Genomic DNA, 22,052 nt, shown 5'->3' with positions numbered 1-22,052 from the left:
TCAGAAACAACACAAACAGGGCGGGCATTATACGCCCATTTTCTACTCAGACCAGCTTTTTCACCAGTGCTTCGCTATGGCGTATGCGTTCCGGCGCGTGTTCGAGATCTTGCTGCACCAGCGCCATAAAGAGGAGATCGGTGAGCATCATTTGCGCGCTGGTGGAGGAGATCGCTGCGCTGCGCGTCGCCTGCTCTTCAGCAATGGTGTATAGACACTGTGAAGCCTGCTGCTGCAACGCGTTGGGAGTGAAACCGGTGATCGCGAGGATCTTGCTGCCGACGCGGAGCGCTTCAGCGGCCGCCATATTGATCTCGCGGCGTTCTCCGGAATAGGAGATAGCCAACAGCAGATCGTCCGCCGACATCGCCTGCACCGTTGCCAGCAGCGCATGCATATCTTGCTCGGCGACGGCGTTGATGCCAATTTTCATTAACTTCCAGCTAAAATTGCGCGCCACCAGCCCGGAGGCGCCGATGCCGGTAATGATCACCCGGCGAGCATCGCGCAGCAGGGCCACTGCTTCCAGAAGTTTCTCTTCGCTGTTGACGTCCAGCGAGGCGTGCATCGCCGCGATGTTATCTTTGATCAGCTTTTCACCCACCAGACGCAGCGGATCGTCGCCGCGAATTTGGTTATGTACCGGCACAGAGTGCGGATCCGGACTGCTGGCCAGCGCTTCGCTGAGCGCCAGTTTTAATGCCGGAAAGCCTTTGAACCCCATTTTTTGCGCGAACTTCACCACGCTGGACTGGCTGACGCCCGCTTCGCCAGCCAGCTGCTGTGAGCTGAGATGGCGGGTTTGGTCCGGCTGAGCCAGAATAAAGTCGGCAAGTTTTTTGTCGCTCGCCGCCAGCGACGGGTAACGTTGGCGGATGCGGATTAAACAGTTCATGGCTTCTCCGAAGGAGGGCGTTAGCGGCTGAAAGAATTTTGTATTCGATTATAAGTGGAATAGTACGAATTAAAAATTCTGCTGTGAAGAATTATGCGAATGGGTCAGATTCTGAATCTTACCTCAACCGTGGCAGACAATTTCGCGCTCGTCGCGGCAAGCCTGTTAAGCTATCGGCATCGCCAGGAAAATCCGTACCAGAAAGGAGTTCGGTTTGAACAGTAACGCGCGACGAGTCGTGTTTTTCGATCTTGATGGCACATTGCACCAGCAGGATATGTTCGGCAGCTTTATTCGTTACCTCTTACGTCGTCAACCGCTCAACATACTGTCAGTGGCGGCCTTGTCGCCAATAGTACTGCTGGGCCTGTTGGTTAACGGACGCGCGGCGCGCTGGCCGATGAGCCTGCTGCTGTGGGCCGCCACCTGCGGCCGGCGTGAAAGCCATCTTAAGCGTCTGGAGGCGGAGTTCGTTAGCTGGTTTCGCCAGCACGTGACCGCCTTTCCGGTGGTACAGGGCCGGCTAAACGACTATTTAACCAGTACCGATGCCGACGTCTGGCTGATTACCGGCTCACCGCAGTCGCTGGTGGAACAGGTCTATGCCGATACGCTTTGGCTGCCGCGCGTAAAGCTTATCGCCAGTCGCATGAGCCGCCGTCGCGGCGGCTGGGTGCTGACGCTGCGTTGTCTGGGCCATGAGAAAGTAGCGCAGCTGGAACAGCGGATCGGCGCGCCGCTACGCTTATATAGCGGCTATAGCGATAGCGAGCAGGATAACCCGCTACTCTGTTTTTGCCAGCATCGCTGGCGGGTGACGCCGCAGGGCGATCTCCAGCAGCTCGAATAATTCCGCTGCAGGCGAATTATTTGGGCGATATATAGCGCCCATGTATAATGCGCCCCGCTTTTTCTGCAGGAGTGCCGCTGTGTCTGATCACGAATTTAACGATGAATACTGGATGCGCCATGCGCTGACGCTGGCGAAACGCGCCTGGGAAGAGGGCGAGGTGCCGGTGGGCGCCGTGCTGGTGCATAACAATCAGGTCATCGGCGAGGGCTGGAACCGGCCAATTGGTCGTCACGATCCTACCGCCCATGCCGAAATTATGGCGCTGCGTCAGGGAGGGCTGGTCCTGCAGAACTATCGTTTAATTGATGCCACGCTGTACGTCACGCTGGAGCCTTGTGTGATGTGCGCCGGGGCGATGGTGCATAGCCGCATCTCGCGGCTGGTGTTCGGCGCCCGCGATGCTAAAACCGGCGCGGCCGGGTCGTTAATCGATGTGCTGCATCATCCGGGGATGAACCACCGGGTTGAAATTACCGAGGGAATTCTGGCTGAATCTTGCTCCGCGATGCTGAGCGATTTCTTCCGCTGGCGGCGGGAAGAGAAAAAGGCATTGAAGAAAGCGCGTCAGGAAGAGGGCTAACGTCCCATTGTCGGCAACTTCAGCTTAACGTTGTCGACAAGCTTTTCGCCGCGGAATTTAAAGAAGGGCATCGCATACTCTTTATGCTCGCTATCGAGTTCTTCCGGCGCGACGGCCGGATAAGCTTCGGCAATCGCCATTTCTTGCGCCGCTTTCCTTTCCTGTTCAGACAAATATCCAACCAGGCTGATATGGTACTTACGAATATTTTCCACGTAGGCGTAAGCCTCATGGCCGCGGGCGTAGCCATATTTTAAGCGGCTGTAGTAGGGCTTCTGGCTCAGCAATGGCAGACGCTGCTTAACGTCGGACCAGCTGTTCGGGTTGCCTTTTTGTTTTTTAGTCAGCGCCATCGCGTCAAGCATATGCGCGTAGCCCATATTATAGGCCGCCAGCGCAAACCAGATCCGCTCCTCTTTCGGGATCGCCTCCGGCACTTTGGCCATCATATCCTGCAGATAGCGCACGCCGCCGTCGAGGCTCTGTTCGGCATCGGTACGATCCGTCAGACCTAAACTTTGGGCAGTGTTACGGGTTAGCATCATCATACCGCGCACGCCGGTCGGCGAGGTGGCCTGCGGATCCCAGTGCGACTCCTGCCAGGCAATCGCCGCCAGCAGTCGCCAGTCGATCTGTCGGGCGTATTTCTCAAACAGCGGCTTCAGATCCGGCAGCGTATTCTGTACCGCGCGCAGGAAGGTGCGGGTATCAACATAGTCGAAGTCGTTGCCGTGGCCGAGATACTTCTCTTCCAGGCGGGCGAGGGTGCCGTCTTCATTCATACTATTAAAGAAATCGAGCATGGCTGCCGATAGTGAATTGTCTTCGCTTTTTTCGCTAAACCAGGTGACCGGCTGTTCATCGCTGATGTCGAGAGCCACCGCCAGCTCCGGATGTACGCGCTGGAACAGGCTGACGGCGACGGAATCGGCGACGGTATATTCCAGCGTGCCGTCGATGACCGCCTGCATCAGGGCGGTGGTGCCGCGCTTTTCATCAACGCGCCAGTTGAGGTCCGGGTATTTGCTCTCCTTCAGCGCCTGCAAGTCGTTGAGGGCGACGTGGCCTGGGGCGATGGCGAGCTGTTCGGCATTGATCCCGGCCAGCGTACGCGGACGATTACCGCCAACGCGATAGACCAGCTGCTGCGAAACGGAATAATAGGTGGGGCCCGCCTGATAGTTCTTTACCCGCTCGGTGTTATAGACCAGCCCGGCGGCCAGCATATCGGTTTTACCGGCATCGAGATCGTCAAATAGCTGGCTAATATTCTGCCGCACGGTGACTTTCAGCTTCACCCCAAGGTAATCGGCGAAGCGTTTCGCCAGTTCGTAATCGAGACCGTAGTCTTTGTTGTTGATGGCGGCGTAGGTCAGCGGCGAGTTAATTGTACTCACGCGCAGTTCGCCGCGAGCAATGATCCCGGCAACGCGGTTCTCCGGTTTTCCCATCCACGGTAAAGACGGCCACAGCGCCGCCGCCAACAAAAGGGTGACGACGCCGATCAGCAGATAATTAATCTTTAATTTTTTCAAATAGTTAATTTTCTGCAGCGTGGAGTTCCTCAGCTGGGTATATCCGGAAAAAGTAAATGGTTGCCGTAAGTTGAGCGGCATTTTGCTTAAGAATGCGCCAGTTGGCAACATATTCGCGATTCATGTCACATTTATTGATAAAACTGATGAATCATTTTATTTCTACGCAAACGGTTTCGTCGGGGCTCAGGATTCTCTATAATGGCGCCCGTTTCCCCCTGGCTCACCTTGAAAGCTTCGAAGACGAGAGACTTATGATGGATATTTTGCGTGGTTCACCTGCACTGTCGGCATTCCGTATCAACAAACTGCTGGCACGTTTTCAGGCGGCCAACCTGCCGGTTAGCACCTTATACGCGGAGTATGTTCACTTTGCCGACCTGAGCGCCCCGCTAAGCGATGAGGAGCGCGAAAGACTGGTCAGACTGCTTAAATATGGCCCAAGCCTCAGCAGCCATACGCCAACCGGTAAATTACTGCTCGTCACCCCTCGCCCCGGCACTATCTCCCCCTGGTCCTCCAAAGCTACCGACATCGCCCATAACTGCGGTTTATCGCAGGTCGTGCGGCTGGAACGCGGCGTGGCGTACTACGTTGAAGCACAGGGTCTGAGCGATGCGCAGTGGGACGCCGTTGCGGCGGAGCTGCACGATCGCATGATGGAGAGCGTTTTCACTGAGCTGGAAGAGGGAGAGAAGCTGTTTGCTCACCATCAGCCGACACCGGTGGCCAGCGTGGACCTGTTGGGCCAGGGACGTCAGGCGCTGATTGACGCCAACCTCCGTCTGGGGCTGGCGCTGGCCGATGACGAAATCGACTACCTGCAGGACGCATTCGTTAAGCTTGGCCGCAATCCGAACGACATTGAACTGTATATGTTCGCGCAGGCCAACTCGGAACATTGCCGCCACAAAATTTTTAACGCCGACTGGATTATCGACGGCCAACAACAGCCGAAGTCGCTGTTTAAAATGATTAAAAATACCTTCGAGAAAAACCCGGAATATGTGCTGTCTGCCTATAAAGACAACGCCGCGGTAATGGAAGGTTCCGAAGTCGGACGCTATTTCGCCGACTACCAGACCGGGCGCTATGACTTCCATCAGGAGCCGGCGCACATTCTGATGAAAGTTGAAACTCACAACCACCCGACGGCGATTTCGCCGTGGCCGGGCGCCGCAACCGGCTCCGGCGGCGAGATCCGCGACGAAGGCGCCACGGGGCGCGGCGCGAAGCCGAAAGCGGGTCTGGTCGGCTTCTCGGTTTCTAACCTGCGTATCCCGGGTTTTGAACAGCCGTGGGAAGAGGATTTCGGTAAACCTGAGCGTATCGTGACCGCGCTGGATATCATGACCGAAGGCCCGCTGGGCGGCGCGGCGTTTAACAACGAATTTGGTCGTCCGGCGCTGAATGGCTACTTCCGTACCTATGAAGAGAAAGTGACCAGCCACAATGGCGAAGAGCTGCGCGGCTATCACAAACCGATCATGCTGGCGGGCGGTATTGGCAACATCCGCGGCGAGCACGTCCAGAAGGGCGAAATCACCGTTGGCGCCAAGCTTATCGTGCTGGGCGGCCCGGCGATGAACATTGGTCTCGGCGGCGGCGCGGCGTCGTCCATGGCTTCCGGCCAGTCTGATGCCGATCTGGATTTCGCCTCTGTACAGCGCGACAACCCGGAAATGGAGCGCCGCTGTCAGGAAGTGATCGACCGCTGCTGGCAGCTGGGCGATGCGAACCCGATTCTGTTTATCCACGACGTTGGCGCGGGCGGTCTCTCTAACGCCATGCCGGAGCTGGTGAGCGATGGCGGCCGCGGCGGAAAATTCCAGCTGCGCGATATCCTCAGCGATGAGCCGGGCATGAGCCCGCTGGAGATCTGGTGTAACGAATCCCAGGAGCGTTACGTTCTGGCGGTCGCGCCGGAACAGCTGCCGCTGTTTGAAGAGCTGTGCCGCCGCGAGCGCGCGCCTTATGCGGTGATCGGCGAAGCCACGGCGGAGCAACACCTTAGCCTGAGCGACAGCCACTTTAACGATCGGCCGATCGACCTGCCGCTGGACGTCCTGCTCGGCAAAACGCCGAAAATGACGCGTGACGTGCAAACGCTGAAAGCGCAGGGCAGCGAGCTGGATCGTCAACCAATGACGATTGCCGATGCGGTTAACCGCGTGCTGCATCTGCCGACGGTGGCTGAGAAAACCTTCCTTGTGACCATCGGCGATCGCACCGTGACCGGTATGGTGGCGCGTGACCAGATGGTGGGGCCGTGGCAGATCCCGGTCGCCAACTGCGCGGTGACCACCGCCAGCCTCGATAGCTACTACGGCGAAGCGATGGCGATGGGTGAACGCGCGCCGGTTGCGCTGCTCGACTTTGCCGCCTCTGCCCGCCTGGCGGTCGGCGAAGCGTTGACAAACATCGCCGCTACGCAGATTGGCGAACTCAACCGCGTCAAACTGTCGGCAAACTGGATGGCGGCAGCCGGTCACCCGGGTGAAGACGCCGGTCTGTATGAGGCGGTAAAAGCAGTCGGTGAAGAACTGTGTCCGGCGCTGGGCCTGACTATCCCGGTGGGTAAAGACTCAATGTCGATGAAAACCCGCTGGCAGGAAGGAAGCGAGCAGCGCGAAATGACCTCGCCGCTGTCGCTGGTGATCTCCGCGTTTGCCCGCGTTGAAGACGTGCGCGGCACCGTGACCCCGCAACTCTCTACGGAAGATAACGCCCTGCTGCTGATCGATCTCGGCCAAGGGCGTAACGCGCTGGGCGCCACCGCGCTGGCGCAGGTCTATCGCCAGCTAGGCGACCAGCCGGCCGACGTGCGTGATGTCGCGCAGCTGAAAGGCTTCTGGGACGCGATGCAGGCACTGGTGGCGCAGCGTAAACTGCTGGCCTACCACGACCGCTCCGATGGCGGACTGTTAGTGACGCTGGCGGAAATGGCGTTCGCCGGTCACTGCGGCGTAACTGCCGATATCGCCGCGCTGGGCGACGATCGTCTGGCGGCGCTGTTCAACGAAGAATTGGGCGCGGTGATTCAGGTTCGCGCCGCGGATCGCGAAGCGGTGGAAGCGCTGCTGGCGATGAATGGTCTGGCAGATTGCGTGCACTACTTAGGCCAGGCGACGGCAGGCGATCGTTTTGTTATCACCGCCGACGGTCAGCCGCTGTTCAGCGAAAGCCGCACCACGCTGCGTATGTGGTGGGCGGAGACCACCTGGCAGATGCAGCGCCTGCGCGATAACCCGGAATGCGCCGATCAGGAGCACCAGGCGAAGTCTAACGATAGCGACCCGGGTCTTAACGTTAAGCTGTCGTTTGATATCAATGAAGATGTTGCCGCGCCGTATATTGCGACCGGCGCGCGCCCGAAAGTGGCCGTGCTGCGCGAGCAGGGGGTTAACTCTCACGTTGAAATGGCGGCCGCTTTCCATCGCGCCGGCTTCGATGCCATCGACGTGCATATGAGCGATCTGCTGGCGGGTCGTACCGGTCTTGGCGACTTCCATACGCTGGTGGCCTGCGGCGGTTTCTCCTACGGTGACGTACTGGGGGCAGGCGAAGGTTGGGCGAAATCGATTCTGTTCAACGAACGCGTACGCGATGAGTTCGCCACTTTCTTCCATCGCCCGCAGACGCTGGCGCTGGGCGTATGTAACGGTTGTCAGATGATGTCCAACCTGCGTGAGCTGATCCCTGGAAGCGACTTGTGGCCGCGCTTCGTACGCAACCATTCTGACCGCTTTGAAGCGCGTTTCAGCCTGGTTGAAGTCACCCAGAGCCCATCGCTGCTGCTGCAGGGCATGGCCGGTTCGATGATGCCGATTGCCGTTTCTCACGGCGAAGGGCAGGTGGAGGTGCGGGACAGCGCGCACCTGGCCGCGCTTGAAAGCAAAGGCCTGGTGGCGCTACGCTTCGTCGATAACTTCGGCAAAGTGACGCAAACCTATCCGGCGAACCCGAACGGATCGGTGAACGGCATTACCGCGGTGACCAGCGAAAACGGTCGCGCGACGATCATGATGCCGCACCCGGAACGCGTCTTCCGTACCGTCAGCAACTCCTGGCACCCGGAAAACTGGGGTGAAGACAGCCCATGGATGCGCATCTTCCGCAACGCGCGTAAGCAACTGGGTTAATACCGCTAAGTTGATGAAAACGGGCCCCCTGTTAATCCAGGGGGCTTTTTTATTTGTGATCGAGGCCGTATCAGAGTGTCGGGAATTACCGACAGACGCGGTTTAATGGTGTCTCTGAATGACGACACTTAAGCTATTGATTTTAAATATGTGTAATTGAGGGCTGATTTGTTGTTGCCAATTGGCGACACTATGGTCAAAGAATAGACAAATGAATTTTAGTGGGTTATTGCATGTAATTCGTTATATATCATACTGTTAATAATTTGTTTTGAAAGGTGGCATAGTTCGTGCATAATAATCAGCAGTGGCTCATTCACCTTCTTATGTCAGCCCCTTCGGGAAGCGCTACATAAACTTCGAATGACGCACAAACAGGTGCCTGCCGTCCAACTCCTGATAACAGCTCTGCTTTATCAGTCATCGGGCGAAACGTCGAGTAAGGCACCGCCTCATTCCTTAATAAAGGCAGGCTTTAGAGCCTGCCTTTATTGTTTCTGCCGTGGATGTTTCCGCCATCCTCAGTTAGCATCTTCAGGAGCTAATGGTTGAGGCTATATCTTTGAAGCGATTCTCTCTTTTCCCCCGTTCCTTGCGCCAACTGGTGACGCTGTCCTTTGTGCTGATCATGCTGCCGCTGTTGGTGCTGGCATGGCAGGCCTGGCAAAGCCTGAACGCGCTCAGCGCCCAGGCCGCGCATATTAACCGCACCACCTTGACTGATGCGCGGCGTAGCGAAGCGATGGTCAACGCCTCGCTGGAAATGGAGCGTAGCTATCTCCAGTATTGCGTGCTGGACGATCCTACTCTTGAGCGGGTCTATCAAAATCAACGTAAGCGTTATAGCGAAATGCTTGAGGCGCTCTCCGGCGTGTTGCCGGATGCTCACATTTGGCAGACCCTGCGGCAGAACCTCGCCGACCTGGCCCAATTGCGTTGCCATAATAGCGCGCCGGACGCCAAAGCCGCGGCGAGCCTCGAAGCCTTTGCCGATGCTAACAGTGAAATGGTGCAAGCGACCCGCACGGTAATCTTCTCCCGCGGCCAGCAGCTACAGCAGGAGATCGCCGAGCGCGGGCAGTTCTTCGGCTGGCAGGCGCTGGTTCTGTTTCTGCTGAGCCTGACGCTGGTTTTGCTGTTTACCCGCATGATCATCGGCCCGGTGAAGGGCATCGAGAAGATGATTAACCGCCTGGGAGAGGGAAAGTCGCTGGATGATGCGGCGCTGTTCACCGGCCCGCGCGAATTGCGATCGGTCGGTAAACGGATTATCTGGTTGAGTGAACGTCTGGCGTGGCTGGAGTCCCAACGCCACCAGTTTCTTCGTCATCTGTCACATGAACTGAAAACACCGCTCGCCAGCATGCGTGAAGGTACGGAGCTGCTGGCGGACCGGGTAGCGGGGCCGCTGACGACGGAACAGCAAGAAATCGTTGAGATCCTTGATAACAGCAGCCGCAATCTGCAAAAGCTGATCGAACAGTTGCTCGACTATAACCGCAAACTGGCCGATGGCCCGGTCGAGCGGCAGAAAGTGGATATTGCCGAACTGGCGCAGACCGTCGTTTCCGCGCATAGTTTACCGGCAAGAGCCAAGATGATGTCTACCGAGCTGGCGCTGGGTGAACGCTTCTGCCTGGCGGAGCCGACGTTGCTGACCAGCGTGCTTGATAATCTGTACTCCAATGCGGTGCACTATGGCGCTGAATCCGGTAACATTCGGATTCATAGTTACCGCCACGGCGAGCAGGTTCGTATCGATGTCGCCAATAGCGGCGAGCCGATCCCCGTCGCCGAAAGAAATATGATTTTCGAGCCTTTTTATCAGGGAAGCCACCTGCGTAAAGGGGCAGTAAAAGGCAGCGGTCTGGGGTTGAGTATCGCCCGCGACTGCGTACGGCAAATGCAGGGAGAGCTGAGCCTGGTCGATGATAATCCCGGGTTCATCTGTTTTCGCATCTCGCTCCCCGCCGCTGAGCCGGGAAAAACCAACACATGAATCAACATTGGGTGAATATGTCCCTCTTTTTCGCATTGCGCCGTCCTTTACGGGGATGGCTGCTGTCGGGCCTATGCTGCCTGACGCTGGCGGGTTGTTCCGCCGCTATGTCGCCGCGCGCCGCAGACGGCAATGCGCCGCCCGAGCTACCGGAACATCAGGTGGCGGATTTTCTCTCCGTAGATTGCGCCAATATCTGGTCACTGGAAAACGATGCCAGTGATAAGAACCCGCTGTATTGGCTGCGTGGTATTGACTGCGCGGATCGCCTGGCGCCGGTACAAGCCCGCGCCGAAGCCAAATTGCATAACGATGATAACTGGCAGGATGCGTTGAAACGCGGCATTCTGCTGGCTGACGCCAAAATCACCCCCGATGAGCGTCGCGAAATGGTTGCCCGCATCGACAGCTTTAGCCCGCAAATCGCCGCGCAGGTTCGCCCGCTGTACCGGCTGTGGCGCGACGGCCAAGCCCGCCAATTGCAGTTATTTGAGGAGCGATCCCGCTACGGCAAACTCCAGCAATCAAGCGATGCTGAACTGGAAACCTTGCGTCAGCAGGAGCAGCAGTTGCGTAGCCAACTGGAGCTGACCACCCGCAAGCTGGAAAACCTTACCGATATTGAGCGCCAGCTCTCCAGCCGTAAGCCCGGCGGCAATTTTAATAGCGGTAGCGACAAGGTACCGGAGGTGATCCATGACGATCCGTAAACCCGCCCACCTGTTGCTGGTGGACGACGATCCGGGGCTGTTAAAGCTGCTGGGGATGCGACTGGTCAGTGAGGGTTATAGCGTGGTCACGGCGGAAAGCGGGCCCGAGGCGCTACGCGTGCTGACGCGCGAGCGGGTGGACCTGGTGGTGAGCGATTTACGCATGGATGAAATGGACGGCCTGCAGCTGTTTGCTGAAATCCAGAAGGCGCAACCCGGCATGCCGGTCATCATCCTGACCGCCCACGGCTCTATTCCAGACGCCGTTGCCGCTACCCAGAAAGGGGTGTTTAGTTTTCTGACTAAACCGGTCGATAAAGACGCGCTATATAAAGCGATTGACGATGCTCTCGAGCAGAGCTCGCCGGCCACCGACGAGCGCTGGCGACAGGCGATTGTCACCCGTAGTCCACAGATGCTGCGGCTGCTGGAGCAGGCCGGTATGGTGGCGCAGTCTGACGTTAGCGTGTTGATTATCGGCCAGAGCGGTACCGGGAAAGAGATTGTCGCCCAGGCGATCCACAACGCCAGCCCGCGCCACGAAAAACCGTTTATCGCGATTAACTGCGGCGCGTTGCCGGAACAATTGCTGGAGTCCGAACTGTTCGGCCACGCGCGCGGCGCCTTTACCGGCGCGGTCAGCAACCGCGAAGGGCTTTTTCAGGCCGCCGAGGGCGGTACGCTGTTTCTTGATGAAATCGGCGATATGCCCGTCGCGCTGCAGGTAAAGCTGCTGCGCGTCCTGCAGGAGCGTAAGGTGCGCCCGCTGGGCAGCAACCGCGATATCGACATCGACGTGCGCATTGTTTCGGCGACCCACCGCGATCTACCGAAGGCGATGGCGCGCGGCGAATTCCGCGAAGATCTGTTCTATCGGCTCAATGTCGTTAACTTGAAGATCCCGCCGCTTTCCGAGCGCGCGGAGGATATCCCGCTACTGGCCAATCATCTATTGCGCCAGTCCGCCGACCGTCACAAACCTTTCGTGCGCGCCTTCTCCACCGATGCGATGAAGCGGCTAATGGCCGCCAAATGGCCGGGCAACGTGCGTCAGTTGGTTAACGTGATTGAACAATGTGTGGCGCTGACCTCATCGCCGGTGATCAGCGATGCGCTGGTGGAGCAGGCGCTGGAGGGGGAGAATACCGCGCTACCGACCTTCGTCGAGGCGCGTAATCAGTTTGAGCTCAACTACCTGCGTAAGCTTTTGCAGATAACCAAAGGTAACGTGACGCATGCCGCGCGGATGGCCGGGCGCAACCGCACCGAGTTTTACAAACTGCTGTCGCGCCACGAGCTCGACGCCAACGACTTTAAAGAGTAGCCCCGCGGCATAGCGCAAGCTATGATACGGTAAGCAACCGGTTACGCGACAAAGACAGGAAAACCATGAAAAAGATTGATGCGATTATTAAACCGTTCAAATTGGATGACGTGCGTGAAGCGCTGGCGGAAGTCGGTATCACCGGCATGACGGTCACCGAAGTCAAAGGGTTTGGTCGTCAGAAAGGGCATACCGAGCTGTACCGCGGCGCGGAATATATGGTGGATTTTCTGCCGAAGGTGAAAATTGAAATCGTGGTGACGGACGATATCGTCGATACCTGCGTCGATACCATCATTCGTACCGCCCAGACCGGTAAAATCGGCGACGGTAAAATCTTTGTCTTCGACGTGGCGCGGGTGATTCGTATCCGTACCGGTGAAGAAGACGACGCGGCGATTTAATCCTCGCGTATCGCCGGGTGGCGCTGTGCTTACCCGGCCTACAAATCCCCGCGTCGTTGGGCTTACAGAACCTTATGCGGGCCGAAGCATTCGTAATGAATGTTGTCTTTATTGACCCCTAATTCTACCAGCTGCTTCGCCGCAAACTGCATAAACGCTACCGGGCCGCAGAGATAGAATTGCATCTGCGGGTCGCGAATATTTTCCGCCAGCGGCGCTAAATCCATCAAACCTTCGCTATCAAAACGTCCTGCCTGACGGTCGGCCTCGCTCGGGCTGCGGTACCAGACGTGAGAGGTAAACTTCGGCAACGCCGCGCCAAGCGCCTTCACTTCGTCCGCAAAGGCGTGAACGTCACCGTTTTCCGCCGCGTGGAACCAGTTCACCTGGCCCTGATGATGGCTTTGCGCCAGCGTATCCAGCATCGCCAGCATTGGCGTTTGGCCGACGCCGCCGGAGAGCAGGGTCACCGGCGTCTGCGCTTCCACGTTGAGGAAGAAGTCGCCTGCCGGCGCGGCTAAGTAGACTACGTCGCCTTCGCTGGCGTGGTTATGCAGCCAGTTGGACACCTGGCCGCCATTCTCGCGTTTCACCGCGATGCGATAGCCTTTACCGTCCGCTCTGCGGGTCAGAGAGTATTGACGAATTTCCTGATATTCGAAGGCTTCCGGCTTCAGCCAGATAGCCAGATACTGTCCTGGCTGGTAATCGGCGACCGGCTGACCGTCGACAGGCTCCAGTTCAAAGCTGGTAATAAGCTGGCTGCGCTGGGTCTTCTTAACAATGCGGAACGCGCGGGTACCTTCCCAGCCGCCATTTTTACTGGCGTTATCCTGATAGATCTCCGCTTCGCGATTGATGAAGACGTTCGCCAGCACCCCGTAAGCTTTGCCCCAGGCGTCGAGTACTTCCTGGCCTGGGCTAAACATTTCGTCGAGGGTCGCCAGCAGATGGCTGCCGACAATATTGTACTGCTCCGGTTTAATCTGGAAGCTGGTATGTTTCTGGGCGATTTTTTCGACCGCCGGCAGCAGGGCCGGCAGGTTGTCGATATTACTGGCGTAGGCGGCGATAGCGTTGAACAGCGCTTCGCGCTGGTCGCCGTTGCGCTGGTTACTCATATTGAAGATCTCTTTGAGCTCCGGGTTATGAGTAAACATGCGGTCATAAAAATGCGCGGTTAGCTTTGGGCCGGTCTCTACAAGCAGGGGAATGGTGGCTTTGACCGTGGCGATGGTTTGAGCGTCGAGCATAGCAGCTTCCTTAAATGTTATCCTATTGATGCATTTCAAATGCATCTTATATAAATAACCCTGCTATGTAAATGGTTCTTTATCACTTTGCCGCAAAGCAGTTACAACATGAAGAATTTGCATCACAAACCTGAAAAGAAATCCGTTGATAAAGTTTGATGCGTTATTGCTCAAAGCCTTGTGTGCTGTGGAGCCAATCGTTTGCGTAAAATCCTTTGTCAAGACCTGTTATCACAGAATGATTCGGTTATACTGTGGGCCGTTGTCCATCAGGACCGCCTTTTTAGGCCAAAATTTTATCGTTAGCTGAGTCAGGAGATGCGGATGTTAAAGCGTGAAATGAACATTGCCGATTATGATGCCGAACTGTGGCAGGCTATGGAGCAGGAAAAAGTACGTCAGGAAGAGCACATCGAACTGATCGCCTCCGAGAACTACACCAGTCCGCGCGTGATGCAGGCTCAGGGTTCCCAGCTGACTAACAAATATGCCGAAGGTTATCCGGGCAAGCGCTACTACGGTGGCTGCGAGTACGTGGATATCGTTGAGCAACTGGCTATCGACCGCGCGAAAGAACTGTTCGGCGCCGACTACGCTAACGTGCAGCCGCACTCCGGCTCGCAGGCTAACTTTGCCGTCTACACCGCACTGCTGCAGCCAGGCGATACCGTGCTGGGTATGAACCTGGCGCAAGGCGGCCACCTGACCCACGGTTCCCCGGTTAACTTCTCCGGTAAACTGTACAACATCATTCCTTACGGTATCGATGAGTCCGGTAAAATCGACTACGACGACATGGCGAAGCAGGCCCAGGAGCACAAACCGAAGATGATCATCGGTGGCTTCTCCGCTTACTCCGGTATCGTTGACTGGGCGAAAATGCGTGAAATCGCTGACAGCATCGGCGCTTACCTGTTCGTCGATATGGCGCACGTAGCGGGCCTGATTGCCGCCGGCGTTTATCCGAACCCGGTTCCGCACGCCCACGTTGTTACTACTACCACCCACAAAACCCTGGCGGGTCCGCGCGGCGGCCTGATCCTGGCGAAAGGCGGTAGCGAAGAGCTGTACAAGAAACTGAACTCCGCCGTGTTCCCAAGCGCGCAGGGCGGCCCGCTGATGCACGTTATCGCCGCGAAAGCGGTGGCGCTGAAAGAAGCGATGGAGCCAGAGTTCAAAGTTTATCAGCAGCAGGTTGCCAAAAACGCCAAAGCGATGGTGGAAGTGTTCCTGAACCGCGGTTACAAAGTGGTTTCCGGCGGTACTGAAAACCACCTGTTCCTGCTGGATCTGGTAGATAAAAACCTGACCGGTAAAGAAGCTGACGCCGCCCTGGGCCGCGCCAACATCACCGTTAACAAAAACAGCGTACCGAACGATCCGAAGAGCCCGTTCGTGACTTCCGGTATCCGTATCGGTTCTCCGGCTGTGACTCGCCGCGGCTTTAAAGAAGCGGAAGTGAAAGAGCTGGCTGGCTGGATGTGCGACGTTCTCGACAATATCAACGACGAAGCTGTTATTGAGCGCGTCAAAGGTAAAGTGCTGGATATCTGCGCCCGTTTCCCGGTTTACGCGTAATCTTACCGCGTTAAGATAAAAAAGGCCGCGATTGCGGCCTTTTTTGTGTCTGCTGGTTATCGACGGTCCAGCGAAATCGAACCTGGTCCGGTTATCGCCAGCAGCAGGAAGGCCCCGGCGATACTGACGTTCTTATAGAAGTTAATCATATTCGGCAATACCGCATCGCCGGTCATATCCCAGTAATGATGGCCGATAACCGCGGTACCCAGGGTGTAAAAGATAAAGATCACCGCCAGCGGGCGGGTGAAGAAACCTAAAATAATCAGAATAGCGGCGGGTACCTCCATGATGACCGCGATGATCGCCGCCAGCGTCGGCATCGGCGCGCCGGAAGAAGCCATATATTGTACCGTTCCGCTAAACCCCATCAGTTTCGGATAGCCAAAAATAATGAACAGCAGCACGATCGCAATACGTGCGATTAACAGCAGGACAGGGCGGGAAGAGCCAAAGTCAAAATAGCGTAGCGTGTTCATAATCAGTCCTTTATCACAGGCGTGTGATCTAAACGTAATACACATTTTTACTCCCCGCCACGCTGGGAAAATAATATTGTTGCGCCTCGTTGAGCGGCGATTAAGCCGATACGAGGGAAGCGCTCTGATGCCCGGTTATCGGATTTTTTTTCATACTGCCCGCCATGTCGCACACTCATCGCGTGACAATGCTCACGATTTTAAGAGAAATGTACTTAACGACCATGAAGATAGTGAGACATGGGTTTGCTCAGTATGCGCTTTATCGCCAGACTAGAGCTTCCATTCGGGAGGGAATCATGGTCTTGCACTCCACGCGCTGGCTGGCGCTAAGTTACTTCACCTACTTTTTTAGCTACGGTATTTTTTTACCATTCTGGAGCGTCTGGCTGGCAGGCGTTGGCCTGACGCCCGAAACCATTGGCGTGCTGCTCGGCGCCGGGCTGGTGGCGCGTTTTCTGGGCAGCCTGCTAATTGCGCCGCGGGTCAGCGATCCTTCTCGTTTGATTAGCGCCTTGCGTATCCTGGCGTTGCTGACGCTGCTGTTTGCTCTCGCCTTCTGGGTCGGCGGGCTGGTGGCCTGGCTGATGGTGGTCATCGTCGGATTCAACCTCTTTTTCTCGCCGCTGGTACCCTTAACTGATGCGCTGGCCAACACCTGGCAAAAGCAGATCACCATGGATTACGGCCGGGTGCGGTTGTGGGGATCGATTGCTTTTGTCATCGGTTCTGCGCTGACCGGCAAGCTGGTGAGTCTGTTTGATTACCGGGCGATCCTGTTGTTGTTAAGCCTGGGCACCGCTTCGATGCTGTTGGGCATGCTGCTGAAACCTTCAGTGATGCCGCAGGGGGAGAGCCGCCATCAGGAGGCGGCCGGACTACCGGCGTGGCTTAGCCTGGTGCGGCAAAGCTGGCGTTTTCTAGCCTGCGTCTGTCTGTTGCAGGGAGCGCATGCCGCCTACTATGGCTTCAGCGCGCTATACTGGCAGCAGGCCGGTTATTCTGCCTCCGCCGTCGGTTATTTATGGTCGCTCGGCGTCGTCGCCGAAGTGGTGATTTTCGCCTTGAGTAAAAAAGTGTTCCGTCGGTTTAGCGCCCGCGACCTGCTGCTGCTCTCGGCGGTGTGCGGGGTGGCGCGCTGGACGATTATGGGCTGGACGACCGCGCTGCCATGGCTACTGGTCGCGCAGATCCTCCACTGCGGAACGTTTACCGTCTGTCATCTGGCGGCCATGCGCTATATCGCCGCGCGGCAGGGAAGTGAGGTTATCCGCCTGCAGGCCGTTTACTCGGCGGTGGCGATGGGCGGCAGCATCGCGGTGATGACGGTGTTTGCTGGTTTCCTCTACCAGCACCTGCATCAGGGCGTCTTCTGGGTGATGGCGCTGGTGGCGCTACCGGCGCTGATCGTGCGACCGAAGGCGGTGAGCGCCTAATCCTCAAGCATTTTGCAAATCTGCTGCCGCTGGTGATCGCTAAAATTCTCTTCAGCATGAAACAGCGGCGGCGAAAACAGCGGTAGCGCGGTGGTGTAAGGCGTGACCACTAAGGTCACATCCTTGGGCGCGCCTTGTTGCTGAAACTGAGTCACGCTTAAGTATTTAATATTCAGCGGCAGCAGAGTTAATTCCCGCAATTGCATTTCCAGCGCCTGTTCCAGTTCGCTATTTTCCCGCGTCAGCAGCACTACCTGCTTTTCATGCAGGTCGGCTTTTTGCATCAACCACGCGCCGAAAATCACCGCGATTAAGCTGACCTCTTCCTGATTAAATTGAATATGATAGGCCGTTTCGAAATCGCGTAATGCCTCCTGGGTGGTACGCATCAGGCGCGGATACAGGCGTCCGATCTCCTCCGGTAAAGCGTTATCAATACCGATGGCGAATACGCTGCGGTTCAACGCCTGCGAAAGATGGATATAGAGCTGGTCGCTCAACCCTTGTTCATCGCTGAATGGCCGTCCCGCCAGATCCTGGAAACGATGGATCAAGCGGGAGATCGCCAGATGCAGGCGTCTGTCCTGTTGATGACCGTCGTGAATGGGATCCGGGGTTTTCAGTAACATAAACAGCAGGGTCAGGAAAAGTTGTTCGCCGGCATGGGGCGTGGCGCTGACCCGGCGCTGCCAGTGGCGGACGATTTCGGCGGCGAGGTTAAATTCCGCCGCGGCCTGCGCCCAGTTGCGCTGCTCACGGGTGAAATCCGGCGACTGGCCCAGATGATGTTGTAGCAGGCAGTACTGAAGATACAGGCGCAGGAACTGACCGTCCCGGCAGTCGAACTGCCGATTGAGCGCGCGAGCGCAGCGATTCACCAGCGCCTGAAGATTGGTATCATCATATAAGGTTCGCGCGATACCCTGCTGTTTAAGCTGCGTTTTTAACGCCGGGGTAAAATGGTGATGAACGAAATGCGGGCACAGGCGTAGCCCACGCCGGAGAGCGTGCAGCAGGCACAGGCGTTGATCGAGCGCGGCGCCTTCAATCCGATAGCTGCCGTCCATCTGCGACGCGAGAGTCAGTCGATGATAACGCTGAATTTCGCGCCCCGTCTCCGCGATATCCTGTTGGGCCGTCGCCTCATCCACCTGGTTGAGCCTGACCAGCTGTTGCGGCGTGACGGATTGTCCCGGAAGATAGAACATCAGGAGCACCTGGCTACGGCGCTGTGGACTGGAAAGCGCAGATGGTGGTTCAATCACTGTCATCATCTGGTAAGTTCCAGTTAGGGTTTCAGCTAAGAATAGCCAAAGGATGCAGGGTGAGCAGGGCGGGCCGCGGCCTTTAGATCAGGATTGCTGGCGAAGTTCACAGAATTTTTCACGCGAGGAACAGATGAAGAAAGTGAAACACTGCGTCGGTGCGGCATTTTTCATGGTTTTATCATTGTCAGCCGTTGCGCATCCGCACAGCTTCATTAATTTGCAGAGTGAAGCCGTGGTGAAAGACGGTCTGTTGACCGGTTTTAAGATGCGCTGGACGATGGACGAAATAACTTCAGCGGATCTGCTCTATGATGCCGGCAATGCAAAGGCGGGCAGCGAAGTATGGAAAAAACTGGCGGCGGAGGTCATGGCCAACGTACTCGGCCAGCACTACTTCAGCGAACTGTGGCACAACGGCCAGCGGGTTAAGTTTGCTAACCGCCCGGATGGCTACGGCCTTGCGCGTAGCGGGCTGCAGGCGGTACTCACCTTCACCTTGCCGTTGGCGACACCGCAACCTGTTGCCGGACAAACCTTTACTTTATCCACCTTCGATCCGACCTACTACGTCGATATGTTTTATGAGCAGGATAGCGATTTTTCGTTGCCTGCCGCGCTGCGGGCCTCCTGCAAGGCCACGGTAATGACGCCGAAACCCAACGACAAAATGTTGTCTTATGCGCAGTCGCTCGATAAAGAGGACGCGCCGCCGGAAGATATGGAACTGGGTAACTACTTCGCCCAGAAGGTGACCTTGACATGTCAGTAGTCTTTACGCCGCGAGCGCGGGCGCCGCGCTGGAAATCACTCTGGCCGCTGGCGCTGTTTCTGACGCTGACCGTCGTGGGCGGTATCTGGTTGTGGCTCGCCTGGCCGCAGGTACTGTTGCAAAGCGCGGTCTGGCAGCGTTCACTGAATCTTGAGCTCAGCCAACTGCTGCAGGCGGTGGCGGATAATCCGTCAGCGGCGGGGCTGTCACTGCTCGGGTTCAGTTTTGTCTACGGCGTACTGCACGCGCTTGGCCCCGGTCACGGAAAAATCGTGATAACCACCTGGCTTGCCACCCATCCCTCAAAGTTGAAATCGAGTATTGCGCTGACGCTGGCGGCATCGCTGTTGCAGGGAATGGTGGCGATAGTGCTGGTGGTGGTGGTATTGACGCTGCTGCAGCTTCCGGCGCGTCAACTGCATCTCAGCAGCTTCTGGCTGGAGAAAGGGAGCTATCTGCTGGTCGGCGCATTGGGGCTTTTACTGTGCTGGCGGGCATTGAAAAAACTGCGAGTCTTGCTGCGGCGGCCAACGTTTACCGCTTTTACCCCGCATCATGTCCATGATGAACATTGCGGCTGCGGCCATCAGCACCTTCCGGCGCCGGATCAACTACAGAGTGGCGACGACTGGCGCGCCAGGCTGGCGATTGTACTGTCGATGGGCATGCGTCCCTGCTCGGGAGCGATTATGGTGCTGCTGTTCAGCAAGGTAATCGGCGTCTTTGGCTGGGGCATGGCTGCCGCGCTGGTGATGGCGGCGGGAACGTCGCTGACCATAAGCGGGCTGGCGCTGTTGGTGCATGGATTCCGCCAGTTGGCTATCCGCCTGAGTCGCCATCAGGCGCCGGCGATGTGGAAACAGGTTGGCTGGGCGACGCTGGCGCTGGCCGGCGGCGTGGCACTATTGACGGCGGCTGTCGTGATGTGGAGTAGCGCGATCCCGCCGGGCGGCGGCTTGCGGCCGTTTTAGGGTATAAAAAAAGGAAGCCGCGGCTTCCTTTTTACATTCAGTGAGAAATTAACGCTTCAGCGCTTCGCTCAGCTGCTCGCGCATGTTCGCCAGCATCGCTTTTACGACGCGCGGGTTACCGGCTACGATGTTGCCGGTCAGCATATAGTTATGACCACCGGTGAAGTCGCAAACGATGGCGCCTGCTTCACGAGCGATCAGTTCACCAGCGGCGAAATCCCACGGTTTGAGGGCGATTTCAAAGTAACCGTCAACGCGGCCAGCGGCAACGTAGGCCAGATCCAGCGCGGCGGAACCAGTGCGACGGAAGTCAGCGCACTCGGTGAACATGTTGCCGAGGATGTTCATGTAAGCGGTAGCGTGCTGCTTCGCTTTGAACGGGAAACCGGTGGCGATGATAGTACCGTCGAGATCGCGAGCGTTGCTGCCGCGCAGACGGTAGCCGTTCAGCTGCGCGCCCTGGCCGCGGGTGGCGGTGAACAGTTCATTACGCATTGGATCGTAAACCACGGCGACTTCAGTACGGCCTTTAATGCGTACGGCGATGGAAACAGAGAAGTGTGGCAGACGTTTAACGAAGTTGGTGGTGCCATCCAGTGGATCGATAACCCATTGAATATCCTGATCTTCACCAGCGTGCTCGCCGCTTTCTTCGGTGATGATGGTGTGCTGTGGGTAAGACTTGCGAATGGTTTCGATAATAATCGCTTCTGCGGCTTTATCGACGTTAGTCACAAAGTCATTGCTGCCTTTCTGGCTGGTTTCTACGGAATCTGGCGTTTCGTAGTGCTTGGCAATTAAATTACCCGCCTTGCGCGCTGCGCGCACGGCAATGTTCAGCATCGGATGCATCGGTATCTCTCACTGGATGTTAAAGAACGGGAAAAAACGGCGCATATAGTAACAGCGAATTCTGCTTATGTCTCCGTTTTATGTTAGCATGCACGAATAATCTTTAGCCGAAGAACCATAATGCTGCAAAATATTCGAATCGTACTGGTAGAAACCTCACACACCGGCAATATGGGCTCCGTTGCCCGCGCGATGAAAACCATGGGCTTAACTAACCTGTGGCTGGTCAACCCGCTGGTGAAACCTGATTCCCAGGCCATCGCGCTGGCCGCTGGCGCCAGCGATGTGATTGGTAACGCGCAGATCGTCGATACCCTTGATGAAGCGCTGGCGGGCTGTAGCCTGGTGGTTGGCACCAGCGCGCGCTCCCGCACGCTGCCGTGGCCGATGCTGGATCCGCGCGAATGCGGTCTGAAAAGTGTCGCCGAAGGTCAGCATGCGCCGGTCGCGCTGGTCTTTGGCCGCGAGCGCGTTGGCCTGACTAACGACGAACTGCAGAAGTGCCACTACCACGTGGCGATCGCCGCCAACCCCGAGTACAGCTCGCTGAACCTGGCAATGGCGGTGCAGGTTATCGCCTATGAAGTGCGAATGGCCTGGCTGGCGACTCAGGAGCAGGCGCAGCCGGCGGTTGAACATGAAGAAACGACATATCCGCTGGTCGATGATTTAGAACGTTTCTACGGCCACCTTGAGCAGACGCTGCTGGCGACCGGTTTTATCCGCCCGAATCATCCGGGGCAGGTGATGAACAAGTTGCGTCGTCTGTTCACCCGCGCGCGTCCGGAAAGCCAGGAGCTGAACATCCTGCGCGGGATGCTGGCGTCTATTGAGCAGCAGAATAAAGGTAAGTAAGCGCGTTAACGCCGGATGGCGCCTCGCTTATCCGGCCTACGAATCTGTTGTAGCCCGGGCGAGGCCTTTGGCCGACCCCGGGAGCGGCTCGAAATCAATAACGGCACGGAAAGCCAAATACCTGACTAAAACAGTCAAGTAAATAGTTG

18 protein-coding genes are annotated in these 22,052 nt (G+C 57.0%); 12 read left to right on the top strand and 6 right to left on the bottom strand.

Annotation, left to right across the window (positions count from 1 at the left end):
* Nucleotides 1–46: 46 nt before the first annotated feature.
* On the bottom strand, nucleotides 47–895 hold the full coding sequence (locus ABLU80_RS23745; RefSeq protein ID WP_015370295.1) for a MurR/RpiR family transcriptional regulator: 849 nt from the start codon (nucleotides 893–895) through the stop codon (nucleotides 47–49).
* Between the two features lie 214 nt (nucleotides 896–1,109).
* Here ABLU80_RS23745 and yfhb point away from each other — a divergent pair, with 214 nt between their 5' ends.
* Both yfhb and tadA read left to right on the top strand, forming a co-directional pair.
* Nucleotides 1,110–1,745 carry a phosphatidylglycerophosphatase C gene (gene yfhb / locus ABLU80_RS23740; protein WP_015370297.1) on the top strand — a complete coding sequence of 212 codons (636 nt, stop codon included), beginning with the start codon at nucleotides 1,110–1,112 and terminating at the stop codon, nucleotides 1,743–1,745.
* A 79-nt stretch (nucleotides 1,746–1,824) separates the two neighbouring features.
* A complete protein-coding gene (gene tadA, locus ABLU80_RS23735) occupies nucleotides 1,825–2,328 on the top strand; it encodes a tRNA adenosine(34) deaminase TadA (RefSeq protein ID WP_015370298.1) in 504 nt (167 codons plus the stop codon).
* Here the strand turns inward: tadA and mltF are convergent.
* Nucleotides 2,325–3,944 (bottom strand): membrane-bound lytic murein transglycosylase MltF, encoded by a 1,620-nt coding sequence (gene mltF / locus ABLU80_RS23730; protein WP_348850541.1) that lies wholly within the window; start codon nucleotides 3,942–3,944, stop codon nucleotides 2,325–2,327. The two genes, tadA and mltF, sit on opposite strands and share 4 nt — an antisense overlap.
* Nucleotides 3,945–4,117: 173 nt before the next feature.
* On the opposite strand from mltF, the gene purL reads away from it, so the two are divergent.
* The 5 genes from purL (at nucleotide 4,118) to glnB (ending at nucleotide 12,442) form a co-directional block, all read left to right on the top strand.
* The gene (gene purL, locus ABLU80_RS23725; protein WP_042893097.1) at nucleotides 4,118–8,005 is read left to right on the top strand and encodes a phosphoribosylformylglycinamidine synthase; all 3,888 of its coding nucleotides are present in this window, start codon (nucleotides 4,118–4,120) and stop codon (nucleotides 8,003–8,005) included.
* 562 nt (nucleotides 8,006–8,567) lie between these two features.
* The gene (locus ABLU80_RS23720; RefSeq protein WP_026612243.1) at nucleotides 8,568–10,004 is read left to right on the top strand and encodes a HAMP domain-containing sensor histidine kinase; all 1,437 of its coding nucleotides are present in this window, start codon (nucleotides 8,568–8,570) and stop codon (nucleotides 10,002–10,004) included.
* Between the two features lie 17 nt (nucleotides 10,005–10,021).
* A complete protein-coding gene (qseG, locus tag ABLU80_RS23715; protein WP_026612244.1) occupies nucleotides 10,022–10,714 on the top strand; it encodes a two-component system QseEF-associated lipoprotein QseG in 693 nt (230 codons plus the stop codon).
* Entirely contained in the window at nucleotides 10,701–12,038 is a 1,338-nt protein-coding gene (gene glrR / locus ABLU80_RS23710) for a two-component system response regulator GlrR (RefSeq protein ID WP_015703177.1), read from the top strand. Before qseG ends, glrR begins: the two co-directional genes overlap by 14 nt.
* 65 nt (nucleotides 12,039–12,103) lie before the next feature.
* On the top strand, nucleotides 12,104–12,442 hold the full coding sequence (gene glnB / locus ABLU80_RS23705; protein WP_002914032.1) for a nitrogen regulatory protein P-II: 339 nt from the start codon (nucleotides 12,104–12,106) through the stop codon (nucleotides 12,440–12,442).
* A 62-nt stretch (nucleotides 12,443–12,504) separates the two neighbouring features.
* On the opposite strand, the gene hmpA is transcribed toward glnB, so the two are convergent.
* Nucleotides 12,505–13,695, bottom strand: a complete 1,191-nt coding sequence (hmpA, locus tag ABLU80_RS23700; RefSeq protein WP_348850538.1) for an NO-inducible flavohemoprotein — start codon at nucleotides 13,693–13,695, stop codon at nucleotides 12,505–12,507.
* 324 nt (nucleotides 13,696–14,019) lie between these two features.
* Here hmpA and glyA point away from each other — a divergent pair, with 324 nt between their 5' ends.
* Nucleotides 14,020–15,273 carry a serine hydroxymethyltransferase gene (glyA, locus tag ABLU80_RS23695; RefSeq protein ID WP_032708895.1) on the top strand — a complete coding sequence of 418 codons (1,254 nt, stop codon included), beginning with the start codon at nucleotides 14,020–14,022 and terminating at the stop codon, nucleotides 15,271–15,273.
* Nucleotides 15,274–15,329: 56 nt separating this feature from the next.
* Here the strand turns inward: glyA and ABLU80_RS23690 are convergent, their stop codons facing one another.
* Nucleotides 15,330–15,752, bottom strand: a complete 423-nt coding sequence (locus tag ABLU80_RS23690; RefSeq protein WP_015370306.1) for a DoxX family protein — start codon at nucleotides 15,750–15,752, stop codon at nucleotides 15,330–15,332.
* 299 nt (nucleotides 15,753–16,051) lie between these two features.
* On the opposite strand from ABLU80_RS23690, the gene ABLU80_RS23685 reads away from it, so the two are divergent.
* The gene (locus tag ABLU80_RS23685) at nucleotides 16,052–17,188 is read left to right on the top strand and encodes a 3-phenylpropionate MFS transporter (RefSeq protein WP_348850537.1); all 1,137 of its coding nucleotides are present in this window, start codon (nucleotides 16,052–16,054) and stop codon (nucleotides 17,186–17,188) included.
* On the opposite strand, the gene csiE is transcribed toward ABLU80_RS23685, so the two are convergent.
* Nucleotides 17,185–18,462, bottom strand: coding sequence for a stationary phase inducible protein CsiE (csiE, locus tag ABLU80_RS23680; RefSeq protein WP_015703176.1), 1,278 nt, complete (start codon nucleotides 18,460–18,462; stop codon nucleotides 17,185–17,187). The two genes, ABLU80_RS23685 and csiE, sit on opposite strands and share 4 nt — an antisense overlap.
* A 124-nt stretch (nucleotides 18,463–18,586) precedes the next feature.
* Between csiE and ABLU80_RS23675 the strand changes: the two genes are divergently transcribed.
* A complete protein-coding gene (locus ABLU80_RS23675) occupies nucleotides 18,587–19,225 on the top strand; it encodes a DUF1007 family protein (RefSeq protein WP_032708890.1) in 639 nt (212 codons plus the stop codon).
* Nucleotides 19,216–20,196, top strand: coding sequence for a nickel/cobalt transporter (locus ABLU80_RS23670; RefSeq protein ID WP_047053901.1), 981 nt, complete (start codon nucleotides 19,216–19,218; stop codon nucleotides 20,194–20,196). The genes ABLU80_RS23675 and ABLU80_RS23670 overlap by 10 nt, the downstream gene beginning before the upstream one ends.
* 48 nt (nucleotides 20,197–20,244) lie before the next feature.
* Here the strand turns inward: ABLU80_RS23670 and suhB are convergent, their stop codons facing one another.
* Nucleotides 20,245–21,048: an inositol-1-monophosphatase gene (suhB, locus tag ABLU80_RS23665; RefSeq protein ID WP_015370312.1), complete on the bottom strand. Its 804-nt coding sequence runs from the start codon at nucleotides 21,046–21,048 to the stop codon at nucleotides 20,245–20,247.
* A gap of 120 nt (nucleotides 21,049–21,168) precedes the next feature.
* Here suhB and trmJ point away from each other — a divergent pair, with 120 nt between their 5' ends.
* Complete coding sequence (trmJ, locus tag ABLU80_RS23660; RefSeq protein ID WP_337087418.1) at nucleotides 21,169–21,903, top strand: tRNA (cytosine(32)/uridine(32)-2'-O)-methyltransferase TrmJ; 735 nt, start codon at nucleotides 21,169–21,171, stop codon at nucleotides 21,901–21,903.
* Nucleotides 21,904–22,052: the final 149 nt, after the last annotated feature.

It is taken from the genome of Klebsiella sp. CN_Kp104, from assembly GCF_040064515.1.
GTDB lineage: Bacteria > Pseudomonadota > Gammaproteobacteria > Enterobacterales > Enterobacteriaceae > Klebsiella > Klebsiella aerogenes.
This window is presented reverse-complemented; position numbering and strand designations above follow the sequence as displayed.